Origin of the sequence: Mycobacterium conspicuum, from assembly GCF_010730195.1 — a bacterium.
In the GTDB taxonomy this organism is placed as follows: domain Bacteria; phylum Actinomycetota; class Actinomycetes; order Mycobacteriales; family Mycobacteriaceae; genus Mycobacterium; species Mycobacterium conspicuum.
The window spans coordinates 2,271,151-2,289,768 of sequence record NZ_AP022613.1 but is presented as its reverse complement, the minus strand read 5'-3'; the positions used below and the strand labels follow the sequence as shown (position 1 = coordinate 2,289,768).

Annotated in this window: 10 protein-coding genes and 1 riboswitch; of the genes, 2 read left to right on the top strand and 8 right to left on the bottom strand. The window is 67.0% G+C overall.

The window, feature by feature from the left end; all coding sequences use genetic code 11:
- Positions 1-23: 23 nt before the first annotated feature.
- The 4 genes from G6N66_RS11060 to G6N66_RS11045 form a co-directional block, all read right to left on the bottom strand.
- Positions 24-266: an Rv1535 family protein gene (locus G6N66_RS11060; RefSeq protein WP_085232798.1), complete on the bottom strand. Its 243-nt coding sequence runs from the start codon at positions 264-266 to the stop codon at positions 24-26.
- Positions 267-565: 299 nt separating this feature from the next.
- Positions 566-735, bottom strand: a riboswitch (M-box (ykoK) riboswitch).
- A 172-nt stretch (positions 736-907) separates the two neighbouring features.
- Positions 908-2,038 (bottom strand): NAD(P)H-dependent flavin oxidoreductase, encoded by a 1,131-nt coding sequence (locus tag G6N66_RS11055; RefSeq protein ID WP_085232797.1) that lies wholly within the window; start codon positions 2,036-2,038, stop codon positions 908-910.
- Positions 2,039-2,129: 91 nt separating this feature from the next.
- Positions 2,130-2,948, bottom strand: a complete 819-nt coding sequence (locus tag G6N66_RS11050) for a phthiotriol/phenolphthiotriol dimycocerosates methyltransferase (RefSeq protein ID WP_085232796.1) — start codon at positions 2,946-2,948, stop codon at positions 2,130-2,132.
- A 41-nt stretch (positions 2,949-2,989) separates the two neighbouring features.
- Positions 2,990-3,559 carry a carboxymuconolactone decarboxylase family protein gene (locus G6N66_RS11045; RefSeq protein WP_085232795.1) on the bottom strand — a complete coding sequence of 190 codons (570 nt, stop codon included), beginning with the start codon at positions 3,557-3,559 and terminating at the stop codon, positions 2,990-2,992.
- 1,059 nt (positions 3,560-4,618) lie between these two features.
- On the opposite strand from G6N66_RS11045, the gene pks2 reads away from it, so the two are divergent.
- Together pks2 and G6N66_RS11035 are read left to right on the top strand one after the other, a co-directional pair.
- The gene (pks2, locus tag G6N66_RS11040; RefSeq protein ID WP_085232794.1) at positions 4,619-10,885 is read left to right on the top strand and encodes a sulfolipid-1 biosynthesis phthioceranic/hydroxyphthioceranic acid synthase; all 6,267 of its coding nucleotides are present in this window, start codon (positions 4,619-4,621) and stop codon (positions 10,883-10,885) included.
- On the top strand, positions 10,882-12,123 hold the full coding sequence (locus G6N66_RS11035) for a glycosyltransferase (RefSeq protein ID WP_085232793.1): 1,242 nt from the start codon (positions 10,882-10,884) through the stop codon (positions 12,121-12,123). Before pks2 ends, G6N66_RS11035 begins: the two co-directional genes overlap by 4 nt.
- Before the next feature lie 2 nt (positions 12,124-12,125).
- On the opposite strand, the gene G6N66_RS11030 is transcribed toward G6N66_RS11035, so the two are convergent.
- The 4 genes from G6N66_RS11030 to G6N66_RS11015 form a co-directional block, all read right to left on the bottom strand.
- Positions 12,126-13,523: a WS/DGAT/MGAT family O-acyltransferase gene (locus tag G6N66_RS11030; protein ID WP_085232792.1), complete on the bottom strand. Its 1,398-nt coding sequence runs from the start codon at positions 13,521-13,523 to the stop codon at positions 12,126-12,128.
- A gap of 68 nt (positions 13,524-13,591) precedes the next feature.
- Positions 13,592-14,776, bottom strand: coding sequence for a wax ester/triacylglycerol synthase domain-containing protein (locus G6N66_RS11025; RefSeq protein ID WP_232079272.1), 1,185 nt, complete (start codon positions 14,774-14,776; stop codon positions 13,592-13,594).
- A 250-nt stretch (positions 14,777-15,026) separates the two neighbouring features.
- Entirely contained in the window at positions 15,027-16,388 is a 1,362-nt protein-coding gene (locus G6N66_RS11020; RefSeq protein ID WP_179968271.1) for a wax ester/triacylglycerol synthase domain-containing protein, read from the bottom strand.
- A 52-nt stretch (positions 16,389-16,440) separates the two neighbouring features.
- On the bottom strand, positions 16,441-17,886 hold the full coding sequence (locus G6N66_RS11015) for a condensation domain-containing protein (RefSeq protein WP_085232789.1): 1,446 nt from the start codon (positions 17,884-17,886) through the stop codon (positions 16,441-16,443).
- Between the last annotated feature and the right edge of the window lie 732 nt (positions 17,887-18,618).

Below are 18,618 nucleotides of genomic sequence, written 5' to 3'. Positions count from 1 at the left end.
GTTCCTCGTAGTCGTCCAGCGGGCTAGGCGTGGACCTCGAGCACTCCGACCCGCCACAGCGCCGCGTAGACGTGCCGCACCGGGATGGCGAGCAAGCGAGCCGCCCCATGGACTAGCGGGTCGCCGCCGACACCGAACACGGGGAGGTCATGCGGGCGCGCCGCCTTCTTGGGCGCGGGCGCGGGCGTCGGCGTGACGTCGCGCACCACGGTCAGCTTGCGGGCGGGCGCAGGGGTTACCACTTCGTCGTACAGAGCTGCGGTCATGATCGTCTCCTGGACGGGCTCCTAGATCGACCGAGGAGCTAACGAGCACTTACGGGGACTGACGTGTCCCGTCCCGTACTGGTTCCATCCGGAAATGCTTGGCGTTTAAGCCAATTGGCTTTCAGCCGAGAATGTCGCGGCGGAGGACCGATGGGGACGAAACATGGCCCGGACTTCGACCGGGACTATCGCTGGAACTCATTCGCCCCTCACCTCCTCACCGTCACGACGCGCACGGGCGGGTGCCCGCGCGATCAACACGCAGCAAAGGAGCACAGAAAGCCGACGAATGTCGGAAATCCGCACCCCACTCGTCAGAGCTTCGGCACCACACGACGTGTCCGGTAACCCGGAAGCCACCTGGGCTCAACCCTTAAGCCGGGAGGAGCTGTCCTGACCCGGGGCGTCTTTCGACGTTCGGGGTCAGTGGCCTGTATTCGCGTAGACGCCTCACCTAACGAGGTGCATACCCGACCGATAATCCACGACGAGCGCGCGCCGGTCAACTCGATACGTGTGGTGTTCCTCAATTTTTATGCATCATTACGGGCGCGCACAGGTTTCAGCCAGGTTCAGCGGCCCACGACCTGGGCGGACGCCTGGCACAGCGAAAACCTGAAAACCCTTGCGGGCGAACACCGTTACTTGTCGGTGAGGGACTCGAGTCGGCCGATGGTGTCGATGAACTCCTCGACCATGTCGAGGACCACAGCGCGCGTCGGCCGCACCCGGTCCAGCGAACCGACCACCTGGCCGACGAAATAGGTCACCAGCTCTCGGGCCTTGGCGTCCTGGTGGCCGGCCGCCTGGTTGACGCGCACCAGGGTGTCGTTGATCAGCGCCGTCTGCAGCGGCATGCCGAGGGGGGCTGGGCTGTCGGGGCGGTCCCATTCCTCGGTCCAGGCGGTGCGCAACATCCGCGCCGGCTTGCCGGTCATCGATCGCGACCGCACCGTGTCCGAGGAGCTCGCGGCCAAAAATTTGTCCTTCACCACGGGCGGCGTCTCGGCCTCCTCGGTGGTCAGCCACACCGACCCGCACCACACGCCCTCGGCGCCCAGCGCGAGGGCGGCGGCGATCTGACGGCCGCGCGCGATGCCGCCCGCGGCCAGCACGGGCGTCGGTGCCACGGCATCCACCACCTCGGGGACCAGCACCATGGTCGCGACCTCGCCGGTGTGACCGCCGGCCTCGGTGCCCTGGGCCACGATCAGGTCGACACCCGCGGCCGCATGGCGCTGCGCGTGCGCCGTCGTCCCGGCCAGGGCGGCCACCAGCACGTCGTGCTCGTGGGCCCGGTCGACGAGGTCGGCAGGCGGCGAGCCGAGCGCGCTGGCGATCATCCGGATGTGGTGGCCGAACGCCACATCGAGCAGCGGCTCGTAGCCCTTGGGCGAGATGCTGAGCCCGCCGCTGTTCCCGCGCGGCATGGGTTGGTCCTCGTTCACCGTGATGCCGTAGCGCGCCAGGAGATCGTCGAGGAACGCGCGGTGCTCCTCGGGGAAAAGATCGCGAGCCTGCTTCGGGTCGATGCCGCCCTTATCGGAGCCGACGTACTTGGCGGGCAGCAGCAGGTCGACGCCGTACGGCTTGCCGCCGGTCTGTTCCTCGATCCAGGTCAGTTCCTTCTGCAGCCGCTGCGGGCTGTGCGCGACCGCGCCCAGGATTCCGAAGCCACCCGCGTTGGACACCGCGGCAACGACATCGCGGCAGTGACTGAAAGCGCAGATCGGGAATTCCACACCGAGCATCTCGGCGACTCTGGTTCGCATTGCACGACGCTAGAAGCTGTGGATAAACATGTCAATCGGCCCCGCTGCTGGTTTCGAATGTGTTCGCGCTCAACGCTTTTCGCGAGCAGCCTCAGTCTTTGACGAACAGATGGATCCGGTAGGTGGTGGTCCCGTCCTGCAGGCCCTGATAGTGCTTGCTACCGGCGACGGGCGCACCGTCACGAAGCGAGTTGCGCAAGAACGACGGCGCGCGCCGCTCGATGGTGTCCAGCCAATGCTGCGAGTACTGCTCCATTCCGCGCATCGTCTCGGCATTGATATCGCGCTGCGACAGCTTGCGCAGCGGCGCGTTGGCCAGCGTGGCCTCCCAGACCTCGACACCGGCGGCGGGCTGGCAGTCGGTGTAGAGGAAATGGCCGCCGGGGCGCAGCACGCGGGCCACCTCGTCGAAGAAGCGGGCCTGGTCCGGGTAGTAGTTCGCGGATTCGACGTTGACCACCGCGTCGAAGGACTGGTCGGGGAACGGCAGGTCCTGGGCATCGCCCTGCACGAAATCCAGGCCCGGCAGCTTGTGCCGCTTCTTGCAGAACGCGATGCCCGACGGGTTCAGGTCCAGCGCGGTGTACGACGCCGGACCCAGGTAGCGCTTGATGTACGAGGCGCCGCCACCGTGACCGCAGCCCACCTCAAGCACCTTCTTGCCGGTCAGATCGACCTGGGCCGCCGTCGCGTGATAGAGCTGGATGCAGCCGCGGTCGCGTTCGTCGGCGGGTTCCAGCTTGATGCCCATCGGCGGGTCTTCTTCATACGCGAAGTTGAGGAACAGCTCGTCCTCGCGGCTGATCATCCGCGTCAAGGCCATGTAGCCATACTTCGCGAACCGCTGATTCAGCTTCCAGACAAAGGGACGCTGCCACACGCGGCCCAGCATCGACGTGGATCCTGCCATCTGGGAAGTATGACAGAGATCACACGCCGCGGTGGCGTTCGTCAGGGGGATCGACCGTCGGGGGGCCAGCTGGCCACGCCGTCCTCCAGCGGGACGTTGAGGCTGTTAAGGATCGAGGCGACCATCCGCCACGCGCCGATCGCGGTGACGAGTTCGATGAGAACCGTTCTGTCGCCGCCCAATTCGCGCTCGCAGTCCGCCCAGCTCGCGACGCTCACCGCGCCGTCGCGGACCACGTCGTCGGTGGCCGCCAGGACCGCCCGCTCGGCGGCCCCGAAACCCTGGTGGGCGCGCCAGTCGCGCACGCCGAGCAGGTCGTCGGGCGGCACACCCAGTCCCGAAGCCACGCGCCAGTGCTGGGTCCATTCGTAATCGCATCCGGTCAGCCAGCCGATACGCATGATGACCAGCTCACGCAGTCGCGAACCGAGGGCGCCGTGCCACAGCATCGACGCAAGCAGGTCGTTCAGGGTCCGTGCCAGCACGGGATGGTGCAGCAGCACCTGGAAGATGCTGAGCTCGGCCATGTAGTCGGGCACGCCCGCTTCGTCGGCCGCGGCCTTGGCCTCGGCCATTGGCAGTCGGGGTATGCGCACTCCGCCGTCCGGCATACCAGCACACTAAGAGCAATCGACGCGCCGGCCAATCACCCACGCCATCCGACGCCATCCCGACGCCATCCGAGCCCTCCCGGGGCCGCCCGCGGTCCCCACCCGGGTGACCGGCGGTCACCCGGCAGTGCCCGAGTGTGCATGTGGGTCAACGAATTTCATGACGAGGCCACAATGACGGCCCGGCAGGAGAAAGTCGTGTAGCGGGTTGCTGACGGCCGCGCCGACATGGGGCGCGCGTGTTCGACTTCAAAGGAATCATTCTGATTGGCCGGAAATAAAGTCGCTGAGAGGATAGTGGTTTTTCGGATTACCGAAAAAGATTGCCCTCCCGAGGCAAATCGTTGGCCCGATCACGAACGCATAACGGGCCGCTCGTTCCCCGGGCGGGCCGTCGCATGCGCGCTCCACGGCCGAGAATCCGTCCGCCCGGGCCACCCGTTTTCGCCCGTCAGCAAAGTCTGGTGCCCGCACAGACGCCTACCCGCTGGCGTCCGATGGCGATGCTTGCGGCGCCGCATCGCCGCCGCCCACGCTGGCGGCGAGCCGGCCGTCGAGCAAAGCCAAGAGTGCCCACCCGCGCACCTGCCGGGCACCCGCGGCCACGCCGTCGTACAAAGTCCGTCATCAGCACGCCAGTGTTATGTCACCTGCTCAGAGCGATGCGGCCGAGCCCGACGGGCCGGTGACAGCAGGTTTCGCCATGACAGACCGCTACCGCTCGGCGCCCCCCTCGACACCCCTGAACGGGCCGAAAGTGGCACCCATGGGTCGGTCGGCCGCACGGGACGCCGCCGGGCCTCGCGGCCCAGCAAACGCCCTGTAAATTCTTTGGTGGGTTCGCCCGGTTCTGGCACATCCGTCCAAATAAACCGCTAGGGTACATAACGCGCCACGAACGATTTGGTTTCGATGCGGGGGATGGTGGATCGGTGCGAGCTGGGGGAAAGTTCCAAGTGTTCCCGGCTGGTAACGAATATGCGCGATGTTCATAAAGCTCGTGAGATAGCCCCGTCACAGTGATATGAACTTGAAAGTTGCTAAGAAGAGGTAAAAGCCTTGGAAGACATACGCGTTACGCCGATTGCCGTCGTCGGCATGGGTTGCCGACTTCCCGGTGGAATTGAGTCCCCGCAACAGTTGTGGGAGGCGTTGCTGCGCGGCGACGACCTGATCACCGAGGTACCGGCCGACCGGTGGGACGTCGACGAGTACTACGACCCCGAACCGGGCGTGCCCGGGCGCTCGGTGTGCAAGTGGGGCAGCTTCCTGGACAACGTGGCTGACTTCGATCCCGAATTCTTCGGGATCAACGAAAAAGAAGCGACCGCGATGGACCCGCAGCACCGCCTGCTGCTGCAGGCCGCGTGGGAGGCCATGGAGCACGGCGGCATGACTCGCGAGGCCCTGGCCGCCGTCCGGACCGGCGTGTTCGTGGGACTGATGCACGACGACTACCAATTCGTGCACGCCGAGGCCCAGGCGCTGGACGGCCCGTACGGAAGCACGAGCAACAGTTTCGCCATGGGCTCCGGGCGCATCGCCTACGCCCTGGGGCTGCGCGGCCCCGCGCTGACGGTGGACACCGCCTGCTCGTCCGGCCTGACGGCGATTCACCTGGCCTGCCGCAGCCTGCAGGACGGCGAGAGCGACATGGCGTTCGCCGGCGGCGCGTCGGTGATGTTCGAACCGCGCAAGGTGGCAGCCGGGTCCGCCATCGGCATGCTGTCCCCGACCGGACGCTGCCACGCGTTCGACGTCGCTGCCGACGGCTTCGTCCCGGGCGAGGGTTGCGTCGTCGTGCTGCTCAAGCGGCTGCCGGACGCGGTGGCCGACGGCGACCGCATCCTGGCCGTCATTCGCGGCACCGCCTCAAACCAGGACGGCCGCACGGTCAACATCGTCACGCCGTCCGGCCCCGCGCAGGTCGAGGCCTACCGCGCGGCGTTGGCCGCGGCGGACGTCGACCCCCGCACCGTCGGCATGGTGGAGGCACACGGCCCCGGCACCCCCGTCGGGGATCCCCTCGAATACGCCAGCCTCGCCGAGGTGTACGGCGTCGAACAGCCCTGCGCGCTGGCCTCGGTCAAGACCAACTTCGGCCACACCCAGTCGGCCTCCGGCGCGTTGGGGCTGATGAAGGCCGTCCTCGCCGTGCAACACGGGGTGGTCCCGCGCAACCTGCACTTCACCCGGCTGCCTGACGAGTTCGCGCAGATCCAGACCAATCTGTTTGTTCCCGAGGTGACCACGCCGTGGCCCGCTGACCAGGGACCCCGGCGGGCGGCGGTGTCGTCCTACGGGTTCTCCGGCACCAACGTCCACGCGATCCTCGAGCAAGCGCCGGAGCCGGACGCGGCGGGCGACACCTCGCCCCGTTCCGGTGCCGAGGGGCCCCTGCTGTTCCCGCTGTCGGCGACCTCGGCCGACAGCTTGCGGCAAACCGCCCGACGCGTGGCGGACTGGGTCGACGCCCACGCGCCGGACCTGGCCGCGTCGGACCTGGCCTACACGCTCGCCCGGCGGCGCGGCCACCGCCCGGTGCGCACAGCAATCATCGCCGACAGCCTCGAACAGGCAGCCGAACGCCTGCGCGAGGTCGCCGATGGCGACTTTCCATACGAGAGTGCGGTGGGTCAGGACGACCGCGGGCCGGTGTGGCTCTTCTCCGGGCAGGGCTCGCAGTGGGCGGCGATGGGTGCCGGGCTGCTGGCGAGCGAGCCGGTGTTCGCCGCGACGGTCGCCGAGATCGAGCCGCTGATCGCCGCCGAGTCCGGTTTCTCGGTGACCGAGGCGATCTCGGCGCCCGACACCGTGAGCGGCATCGACCGGATCCAACCCGCCCTGTTCACCATGCAGGTCGCGCTGGCCGCCACGATGCGGTCCTACGGGGTGCGCCCGGGCGCGGTGATCGGCCACTCGATGGGCGAGACCGCGGCAGCCGTCGTGGCGGGAGCGCTCTCGCTGCAGGACGGGGTGCGGGTGATCTGCCGGCGGTCGAAGCTGATGTCCACCATCGCCGGATCGGGTGCGATGGCATCGGTGGAATTGCCTGCGCAACAAGTGCTTTCGGAACTGATGGCGCGTGGCGTCAACGACGATGTGGTGGTCGCCGTGGTGGCGTCGCCGCAGTCCACGGTGATCGGCGGGGTCACCGAGACGGTGCGTGAGCTCGTCGCGTCGTGGGAACAGCGCGAGGTGATGGCCCGCGAGGTGGCTGTCGACGTCGCGTCGCACTCCCCCCAGGTCGACTCGATCCTCGACGCACTCACCGACGCACTCGCCGAGCTCGATCCCATGACACCGGAGGTGCCGTTCTACTCCTCGACGATGTTCGATCCGCGCGAGGAGCCGGAATGCGACGCCTGGTACTGGGCGGACAACCTGCGCCACACCGTGCGTTTCGCGGCGGCCGTGCAGGCGGCGCTGGAGGACGGCTACCGGGTCTTCGCCGAGCTGGCCCCGCACCCGCTGCTGACCCATGCCGTCGAGCAAACGGCGCAGGAGCTCGGCATGCCGCTGGCCGCGCTGCCCGCCATGCGTCGCGAGCAGGAACTGCCGCACGGTCTGCGCGGCTTCCTGGCGGACCTGTTCAGCGCCGGCGCCGCGATCGATTTCTCGGCGCTCTACCCCGCCGGCCGGTTGGTGGACACCCCGCTGCCGGTGTGGAGTAACCGTCCCCTGCTGTTGACCCGCGGCGGGCAGGAGTCCCGGGCGCGCGGCGGTTTCACGGTCGCGGTGCACCCGCTGCTGGGCGCGCATGTCCGATTGCAGGAGGACCCGGAACGCCACGTCTGGCAGGGCGAGGTCGGCAAGGCGGCGCACCCCTGGCTGAACGACCACCAGCTGCACGACGCGCCGGCGCTGCCGGGGGCCGCGTTCTGTGAGATGGCATCGGCCGCGGCCCACACGGTTTTGGGCGCGGCGTCCGAAATCAACGACGTCCGTTTCGAGGAGATGCTGCTGCTCGACGACGAGACTGCGGTCGGCGCCGCCGCGACGGTGAAGTCCCCGGGCGTCGTCACCTTCGAAGTGGAGACCTACGACGACGGGGAGCGGGTACGGCGCGCCACCGCGGTGCTGCGCGCGCTGGCCGAGGAGGAGGAGCCGGCCGCCCGGGATGTGGCCGAGCTGCTCGCCGCCCACCCCTGCGAGGTGGAGGGCGCCGACCTTCGGCAGTGGATGCTCAAGCGCGGCATTCACTATGGGCCCGCCTTCGCCGGTCTGGTGAAGGTGCACACTCCGGAGGGAACCGGGGACACGGTGCTGGCCGAGGTCGGGCTGCCCGTCTCGATCCGTTCCCAGCACGCCAGCTATCGCGTGCATCCCGCGCTGTTGGACGCCTGCTTCCAGTCGGTGGCGGCCCATCCCAGCCTGGCGCAGATCTCCAACAACAGCCTGCTGCTGCCGCTGGGCGTGCGTCAGCTGCGTACCTACGGACCCACCCGCGATGCGCGCTACTGCTTCACCAGGTTGACCAAGGCCGACGACGCCGGAGTCGAGGCGGACCTCGAGGTGCTCGACGAGTTCGGGACGCTGTTGCTCTCGGTGCGCGGCCTGGAGATGGGCACCGGCTTCTCGGGCACCAGCGAGCACGATCGCGTGCTCGGCGAGCGGCTGCTGACCGTCGAATGGCAGCAGCGCGACCTGCCCGAGGCCGGTCATGTAGAACCCGGGGCCTGGCTGCTGGTCAGCACGTCAACCACCGCGGATGTCATCGCGAGCGAACTTTCCGACGCCTTGAAACTCACTGGCGCACAATGCAGCTCGATGTCGTGGGACCAGCACGGGGAACACCTGCTCAACGCCGCTCGGCTGCGGGACCATCTCGCCGCCAACGTGCTGGACGGCGTGGTCATCCTGACCGGACCCAAGACCGGCAATGCCGACGAGTGCCCGACGCTCGGCGCGGAGTACGTGCGTCATCTGGTCCGGATCGTGCGCGAATTGCCCGAGTGCCCCCTCGACCCGCCGCGGCTGTACACCGTGACCCGGGGCGCCCAGACGGTGCTGACCGGCGACCCGGAAAACCTGGAGCAGGCCGGCCTGCGTGGCCTGATGCGGGTGATCGCCGTCGAGCACCCCCAATTGCGGCCCACCCAGATCGATCTGGACGAGGCCACCGAAATCGAACGGCTGGCAAGCCAATTGCTGCAACGGTCCGACGAAGACGAGACCGCCTGGCGCAACGGCCAGTGGTACACGGCGCGCCTGACGCCCGCTCCGCTGCGCCCCGAAGAACGCCAGACGGCGGTGGTGGACCAGGCGCGCGGCGGCCTGCGTCTCGAGATCCGCACGCTCGGCGACCTGGAAACGATGGAATTCGTTGCGGTCGACCGGGTTCGGCCGGGCCCGGGTCAGATCGAGGTCGCGGTCACCGCGTCCAGCATCAACTTCGCCGACGTCTTGGTCGCGTTCGGCCGGTACTCCACCGTCGAGGGCGAGATGCCAAGGCTGGGCACCGATTTCGCCGGTGTGGTGACCGCGGTCGGGCCCGACGTCACCACCCACCGGGTGGGCGACCATGTCGGCGGACTCTCCGACAACGGTTGCTGGGCCACCTTTGTCACGTGTGATGCCCGCGTCGCCGTCACGCTGCCTCCCGGGTTGACCGACCAGCAGGCGGCCGCGGTCACCACCGCGCACGCCACCGCCTGGTACGCGTTGCACGACCAGGCCAGGATCGCCGCCGGCGACAAGGTGTTGATCCACTCCGCGACCGGCGGTGTGGGCCAGGCCGCGATTGCGATCGCCCGTGCGGCGGGGGCCGAGATTTTCGCCACCGCCGGCAGCCCGCAGCGTCGACAACTGTTGCAGGACATGGGAATCAAGCACGTCTACGATTCCCGCAGCACCGAGTTCGCCGAGCTGATTCGCCGTGACACCGACGGATACGGCGTCGACATCGTGCTCAACTCGCTGACCGGCGCCGCACAAGAGGCGGGACTGGAACTGCTCTCCGTCGGCGGGCGATTCGTGGAGATCGGCAAGCGCGATGTCTACGCCAACACCCGGATGGGGCTGTACCCATTCCGCCGCAACCTCACGTTCCACTACGTCGACCTGGGGTTGATGGCCAAGACCCAGCCGAAGCGGTTCGGCGACCTGCTGGGCAAGGTGTACCGCAACGTCGCGGCGGGCAAGCTGCCGCTACCCCACCGGACGCTGTACTCGCTGTCCGACGCGGCCGAGGCGATCCGGGTAATGGGCGCGGCGCAGCACACCGGCAAGCTGGTGCTCGAGGTTCCCCAGACCGGCCAAAGCAACGTCGTCGTCCCGCCCGAGCAGGCCAAGATCTTCCGGCCCGACGGCGCGTACATCGTCACCGGTGGATTGGGTGGCCTGGGCCTGTTCCTGGCCGAGAAGATGGCCTCTCCGGCGAGCGGGGGCGGTTGCGGTCGCATCGTGCTCTCCTCGCGATCCGAGCCCACGACCAAGGCGCTCGACACGATCGAACTCATCCGGGCGATGGGCGCCGACATCGTCGTGGAGTGCGGGGACATCGCCGCGCCCGGCACGGCTGAGCGGTTGGTGGCGGCGGCGACGGCCACCGGACTCCCGCTGCGCGGGGTGCTGCACGCGGCCGGGGTGGTCGAGGACGCCACGCTGGAAAACATCACCGACGAGTTGATCGACCGTGACTGGGCGCCAAAGGTGCACGGGGCGTGGAATTTACACGCGGCCACCGAGGCGCAGGAACTCGACTGGTTCTGCTCGTTCTCCTCCGCGGCGGCGCTGGTGGGCTCGCCCGGCCAGGGCGCGTATGCCGCGGCCAACAGCTGGCTGGACGCGTTCGCCCATTGGCGGCGGGCGCAAGGCCTGCCGGCGATGGCGATCGCCTGGGGAGTCTGGGGCGACATCGGCCGCGCGGCGGATGTGGCGGAGGCCGTCGACGCCGCGATCACTCCGAACGAGGGCGCGTATGCGTTCGAGACACTGCTCCGCCACGACCGCGCCTACACCGGGTACGCACCCGTCACCGGGATACCGTGGTTTGACGCGCTGGCGCAACGCACCAAGTTCGCCGAACTGTTCCAGCGCAAGGGCCAAGGCGCAGCGGACACAAGCAGATTGCTGGACGAATTGCAGGAGCTGCCGGTGGAGGAATGGCCCACCCGGCTGCGCCGTCTGGTCTCCGACCAGGTCACCAAGATCCTGCGCCGCACCATCGATCCGGACCGTCCGCTGTCCGAATACGGCCTCGACTCGCTGGGCAACCTAGAGCTGCGTACCCACCTCAAAGCCGAAACGGGAGTACGGATCGCCTCCACAGACATCACCACCATTCAGGGTTTGGCGGGGCTGCTGTGCGAAAAGCTCACATGAAATTCGTTGTGGCGGTTCATGGCACCCGCGGCGACGTGGAGCCCTGCGCCGCGGTGGGTCTGGAGCTGCTGCGCCGAGGACATGAAGTGCGCATGGCCGCCCCGCCGAACATGCTCGGCTTCGTCGAGTCGGTGGGTCTGAACGCGGTTGCCTACGGGCCGGATTCGGCTGCGCAGCTGCAGGAGGACACCTTCCAGTCCGCGGTGCGGCTACGCAACCCGATCAGCATGCTGCGCGAAGGCATGGAGTACATGACCCGGGGCTGGGCGGAGATGAGCGCGACGTTGGCGGCACTGGCCGACGGAGCCGACCTGATTCTGCACGACCAGACCTACCAGGGCGTGGCCGCCAACGTCGCGGAGTACTACGACATTCCGTTGGCCGCGATGCATCACTTTCCGCACCGCATCAACGGCCAGCTGGTCCCGTTTCTGCCGGCACCATTGGTTCGATTCGGAATGGCGGTGGGCGATTGGGGTTACTGGCGCATGACGAAGGCGGCCGAGGACGCGCAACGGCGCGCGTTGGGTCTGCCACGGACAACGGTGTCCTCCATTCGGCGGATCGCGCAGCGGGGGTCGCTGGAGATCCAAACGTACGAAGAGCTCTTCTTCCCGGGGCTGGCGGCCGAATGGAATGAGCGACGCCCGTTTGTCGGCGTGCTGACACTCGAGTTGCCGACGAGCGCCGATGACGAGGTGATGTCATGGATCGCCTCGGGAACACCACCGATCTACTTCGGTTTCGGCAGCATGCCAGTCGAATCCCCCACCGACACAATCGAAATGATTGGAGACGCCTGCGCCCAACTGGGCGAGCGAGCGCTGATTTGCGCGGGCACGAACGAGTCCGCTGACCTACCGCGTCGCGAGCACGTCAAAGTGGTCCGGACGGCCAACCACGCGGCCGTCTTTCCCGCGTGCCGCGCGGTGGTGCACCACGGCGGCGCCGGCACCACGGCCGCCGCCCTGCGAGCCGGAATGCCGATGCTGGTCATGCCGATCGGCGCCGAACAGCCGATCTGGGCAGCTCAGGTCAAACGGCTCAACGTCGGTGTGTCCCGGCGCTTTTCGACCGTCACCAGGGAATCGCTGGTCGCCGACCTGCGTACCATCCTTGCGCCGCAGTATGCCGCCCGAGCCCGCGAAATCGCCACCCAAATGACCAAGCCCGAGGTCAGCGTCACCCGCACCGCTGATCTGCTGGAACTGGAAGTCGCTGCCCGCCAAGGTATTTGATACTAGTCGACCTTGGCGCTCACGCCGAACTCCGCCAGCGTGCGGGCCACTAGCTCGCGCAGGTCCTGTTTGGTGTTCGAGCCCCCGGGCCGGTAGCCGACGACGCTCATCGACATCTTCCCGTTGAGGCGTCCCCCCACCACGACCAGCTGGCCGCCCGCGCGCTCGATGTAGCCACGCGTCACGTTTTGGTCCACGCCTCGTAAATTGACATACTCGGCGGCAGTGCCGTCGGGGCGGGCCAGTGCGACCGGAAGGTGGCCGAGATCGGAACACAGCACGGCGCCATCGCCGAAGCCGAACAGCATGTCGGCTAGCCGAGTCACCACCCGCTTGGGGATGAACGGGGTCAGCGGAAGGAGCGGCAATGCCGGATCCGGTGTCTCCCGCGCTGCTTTCACGGCCTCCTTGATGGTGACCTGTGGGCCGGACAAATCCGTGGTCAGTCGCGTCGGGTCGACACTGACCTTCGCATACCTCATCGCGATCGCCCGGGTGTCGTCCATAGTGCGATCGCTGTAGGGGATCAGCAGGGCGATGGTGCCGTCGTCCGGACGCTGACGGCCCATGTGTTCGCCGAGTTTTGCCGCGAACCCCGCCAGCAACGAACCACTGTCTCCGTTAAGGGCTTTCGCCCGCGCATCCCATTCGCTGAGATCGACGTAGATCGACACCGTCGGCACGATCACCACGGCATCGGCGCCGGTCTCGGGGACCGGAGCGGTGCGCGGCGCCGGCGACTGGGCCGCCTCGCGTCGCGCGTTGGACACCAGTTTTGCCACTTCGCAGAAGGCCCGGTACGCCTCGGGCAGACCCTGCACGGTTTCCCGGAGGTCGGAAACCACGGCCTGCAGCCGGGTCCGCGAACGCGGCGGCGGGTAGCCGAGATCGCGGGTGGTGCCGGTGATCGCGTCGAATACCAAGAACAGACCGGCAACCCCGTCGGCCAAGCAGTGCGACATCACCACGGTGCCGGCGGTCGAACCGTCGGTCATTGGCAGGAGTCCCGCATGCCAACCAGGTCCCGATTCCGGGTCGACGGTCAGTTGCGCGCGTTCGTCGAGCCAGTCGCTGAGCTCGGCGCGCGGACGAGCGGACTCGGCGATGTCGATCTCCAACGGCTGTCCGACAGCCGAGACCCACCGGTGCCGGCCGAACGGCAGCGGCGAACGCTCGATCCGCCGTCCCATCAGCCCGTAACCGGCGTTGCGGAACGCGGCCATCATCTTGTCCATGTCGATCGGGTGCTCATAGATCCACACGATCTGCATGAGCTGCTCCCGACCGGTGGCGCGCAGCGTGAGAAAGGTCGCCTGATCGAAGAACGCCAGCCGGTTGTCCAGACACGCAGATTGTTCGGACGATTCTTCGGACGCGGTGCCCGCGTGGCGCGCACGCACAAGGCTAGTCCGGAGCGGCTTGCTCAACTCCAACGCTCAACCTCCAACGACACGAATGGATTTCGCTACTAGTCGATCACGCCGGTCAGCCCGAACTCCGCCAGTGTGCGCGCGGCGAGCTCGCGCAGTGCCTGCTTGGAGTTCTCTCCACCCGGCTGGTACGCGACCACGCTTATCGACATTTTGCCAACGAGCCGTCCCCCCACTAGGACGAGTTGACCGCCCACGCTCTCGATGTACTGCCGCGTGACATTCTGGTCAACCCCACGCAGCATAACGTACTCGGCGGGCGTGCCGTCAGCGCAGGCGATTTCGGTCGGCAGGTCGCCAAGGTTGGAACACAACACGGCACCATCGCCGAATCCGAACATCAGATCGGCCAATCGCAGCACCATCCGTTTCGAAATGAACGGGGTGAGCGGAAGAATCTGCAGCGCCGGATCGGGCGTCTCGCGCGCCGCTTTCAGCGCCTGCTTGAGGGTCACCCGGGCGCCGGACAAGTCGGTGGTCACCTGTTTCGGATCGACGCTGACCTTTGCATAGGCCATTGCCATCGCGCGCGTGTCGTCCAGGGTGCGGTCGCTGAACGGGACGAGCAGGGTGATGGTGCCGTCGGGACGGATGCGGCCCAGGTTTTCGCCGAGTTTGACCGCAAGCCCGGCGAACAGCGAATAGCTGTTTCCGTTAAGGGCTTTCGCCCGGGCGTCCCAGTCGTCCAGGCCCACGTAGATCGTGATCGTCGGCACGATGATGGTGTCGGCGCCGTTGGCGATGGCTGGAGCGGTTTGCGGCGCGGCCGGTCGGGGCATGTCGCGCCGGGCCTGGTACAGCAGCCGCGCCGCCTCTCTAAGCGCGCGGGCGGACTGGGGCAGGCCCTGCACGGTTTCGCGGAGGTCGGTGACCGCGGCGCGCAGCCGAGTACGCGAGTGTGGCGGCGGGTAGCCGAGATCGCGGACGTTGTTGGTGATCGCTTCGAAGACCAAGATCAGACCCGCGACGCCGTCGGCCAGGCAATGCGAGATCACCACGGTGGCGGCGATCGAACCGTCGGTGAGGGGAAGGACGCCCGCGTGCCAACCGGGTCCCGATTCCGGATCGACAGGCAGTTGTGCCCGTTCATCCGCCCAGTCGCTGAGTTCGGCGCGCGGACGGGGGGACTCGGCGAAATCAATCTCCAACGGCTGCCCGACAGATGAGACCCATCGATGCCGCCCGAACGGCAGCGGGGAACGCTCGATGCGGCGTCCCAGCAATCCGTAGCCGCCGTTGCGGTACGTCCGCTTCAGCCTGTCGATGTCAACGGGGTGCTCATAGATCCACACGATCTGCATGAGTTGCTCGCGACCGGTGGCACGCAACGTCAGAAACGTGGCTTGGTCCATAAACGCCAGCCGATTGTCCGGGCGCGCAACTTTGTTGGACGCGGAGCGCCCTAGGCGGGCACGCACGCCGCTAGTCCGGAGCGACACTGCTCACCTCCAACGACAGAGATCCGTTTCGCTGCTAGTCGATCACGCCGGTCAGCTCGAACTCCGCCAGCGTCTGCGCGGCCAGCTCGCGGAGGTGGGCCTTGGTGTTGATCCCGCCGGGCTCATAGGCGACGATGCTGATCGACATCTTGCCGACGACGCGCCCCACCACCAACGTCAACAGGCCACACCGCTCCTCCAGGGTCCGTTGCGTGATGCGTCGGTCGACTCCTCGCAGTGCGACGTATTCGGCGGGAGTGCCGTCGACGCAGGCGATTTCGGGGGGCAGGTCGCCGACATTGGAACACGACACGGGCAGGTCCGCGGAGAAGCCGAACAACACGTCGGCCAGTTTTCGCACCGCCCGCTTGGGCACGAACGGGATCAGCGGTAGGAGCTCCAACGCCTCATCCGGTACCTCCCGCGCCGTCTTCACCGCCTGCCTGAGCGCGGCCCGGGTGCCGGATAGGTCCTTCGCGACCACGGTCGGGTCGAGGCTGATGTTGAACAGCGCTACGGCGTTCGCCCGGGTGTCGTCCAAGGTTCGCTCGCTGACGGGGATGTTCAACGTGACCGCGCCATCGGCGGCGCGCCGGCGCCCCACGCGTTCGGCCAGTTTCGCGGCGAACCCGGCCACCAGCGAGTAACTGTTCCCGCCTAGCGCCTCCGCACGGGCATCCCAATCGCCGAGATCGACGTAGATCGAAACGGAGGGCACCGCAACAACGCAATCCGCGCCATCGGACCGGATGGGTCGCGATTCGCTCGATCGGGCGAAATCATGCCGGCGGCGAAATGCCTGTCGTATGCCCTTACCGAGCGCGCTGGCAACCTCGGGCAAATCCTGCACGGTTTGGCGGCCATCCAACGCCGCGGTGCGCAGTCGAGAGCGCGAATGCGGTGGCGGGTAACCGAAGTCGCGGATGTTGCCGGTGGCCGCATCGATGATTGCCGCCAGAGCCCCGACGCCGTCGGCCACACAGTGGGAGGCCACCATGCTGACCGCCGTCGAACCATCCGTCAGCGGAAGGACACCCATACTCCAGGTGGGCCCCCACTCCGGATCAATGGGCAGCTGCGCTTGTTCGTCGACCCAGTCGCTGAGTTCGGCTCGGGGACGCGGGGTTTCGGCAATCTTCATGTCCGGCCGCGGCCCGACATCGGCAACCCAGCGGTGCCGGCCGAAAGGCAGCGGCGAAGGTTCGATCCGTCGGCCCACGACACCGTTGCCCAGGTTGCGGTGGAAACGCCTCAACCCGTCGAAATCCACCGGGTGCTCGTACACCCACACGCCCTGCATGACCGACTCTTGACCGGTGGCACGCATCGCGAGAAACATGACCTGATCGGTGAACGAGATGCGATTGTCCGGCCGTGTCAGCCCACGAGCAGTCATCGACGCGCAGTCCATCTCGTCCGAACGTGATCAAGCCGGTCGTGCCGGGTGATCACGCCAGTTTCAGGTCAAGCCGAGCGGCGTCGGCGAACGGCACCAGCGCCTCGCGGCCCTCGGCGACGCGCACATAGGCCGATTTCATCGCTTCCATATACCGGACGATGGATTCGCGGGCGACGGCGTTGTCCGGGAACATGACGGTCACCGAGGTCTCCGTCTCGCTGCGGTTGACCCACATCCCGATTTGATTCGCGGCCCGGGCATCCATGTGCAGCTTGCCGTTCATCGCGTCCCACTGGGCGATGATCTCGGGCGATAGGGGCGGGACGCCGGTATCGATGTAGGAAATCATGGGAACGCCCATCTTTGGCCGCTTCAGGCCAAGGCTGGCCGGAGCCATGTCCAGGACGTGATCGAACGGCACATTCGCCAGGTCGGCGCCCGAGTCGAAGGATTTCTGGGCGGCGCGCGCGATTTCGCCGAAATCCGCGTCGATGGGAACCGTGATCGGAACCAGCCCGGTGTACCACCCCGTGGTGACGAATTCGGCCGGGTTGCGACGCGTGGTGATCGGAGTGACCACGTAGTACGTGTCGGCCCCGGTGATTTCGTGCTCCGCGATGGCCGCGCAGGCGAATACGCCACCACTGAATCGGACGCCGGCCTCGACGCACGCGGATTCAAACCGCTCGGTTTGCTCCCCGTCCAAGAGGCGCACCGTGATCAGGTCGCCGGTGGCGGGCACGGAAGGCGCCCCCAACGGCAGCGGGAAGTGCGGCAGGCTTCCGCCGTTCTCCTGCGCGAAGTCGATCCAGGCGCGAACCCCCGGCGATTCCAGGGTCAGGGCGGACAGATACTCCTGTTGCCACACGCAGTAGTCGTTATAGCTCCCGGTTTCGGGCAACTGGATGGGCGCCGCGCCTTTCGCCAACGCGTCGTACATCATGTGGATCTCGACCAACACCTGACCCACGAGCACGGCGTCGGTGTGCACGTGGTCGACACTCGCGTAGAACGTGAAGTGGTCCTCGCGCTGAATGGCTCCGAAATGGAAGCAGTCCCACCGAAACGGGTCCGGGGTGGCCAATACGTGCGCCCGCCAGTCTTCCGGTGTTATTTCTCCATGCTTCGTTGGAACTAATTTAATGTCCTTGGGGTCACTGATAGTCCGCCGGACGATCTTCCCCGGGCCCTTGAAATCGAACCAGCTGTGGAACGTGTCGTGGCGACGCAGATAGGAGTTGATGACGTGCGTCATGGCGCGAATATCGCACCGGCCGGGCACGTCCCAGGACAAAATGAACAACCGCGCCATTTCGCTGCCCCGGGCCGCGTATTCGCTATAACCACGAAGATGCTGCGCTTGCTGATAGCTGATGGGCACTGCGCTTTCGGGGGCTTCCCGAACCTTGGCGAGGGTCACAGGCGATGGGTTCCACGTGATGAGTTCACCGGGCGGCGGACTCCCCCAGTCGTGGATTCCATTTATCGCGAACATCTACCCTCCCCTGCTTCCCAGCAGCCAATTACGCGCGTGTGGATTGCAACTTTACCTGGCTGGCGCGACGAATTTTCCGAAATGAGATTATCGGGGAAGATCGGGCCGCTCAACATTCGAACGTTCCCACCAGCAAACCAACGAGGGACGCCTCGTCACAGTTGAACACTGTATCCTTGCCTTTCAGCAAACACCGAGCTCCGGTCCGCCGCCGCCCGGCGACCGCCACTGTCGGCTGTAATTCGGCACGCGCCGCGGCGGCGTTACACCCCGAAGCGCCCTCCAGGGACCCAACCCGCCCACCTGCCGCGCGGGAGTCGGCCCGCCCGCGGGCGTCTACGACGAGCCGCCCAGAAGCGAGGGAGAACGAGGGAAGGGTCCGATTGACTACCGCGCCGCGCCGCGAAGCCGTGCCCCACATGGCGAGAACGCTACTCTTCGCCGGCGCACTTTTTTGGGCAACTGTGAAATTGCGGCCCAACCGCCCTAAACAGCATCTACGTGCGGTTATACGCCGCGGAATCATACTTTTTGCCCGGTTCGATGGGCCCGGCCGGAGCTGGGTTTTCGTCGCGCGCGATCCGGCATGCCGGGTCACATTGATCGCCCCCGATGCTGGTCAGATGTGGGCCCACGGCCCACAATCTGGCACGTTTGTCCTAAGAACTCGGCCTCTTTCCCAGTCGCTCCCCCGAACCCGACCGGGCTTACAATCAGCCGTTATCATGGCAC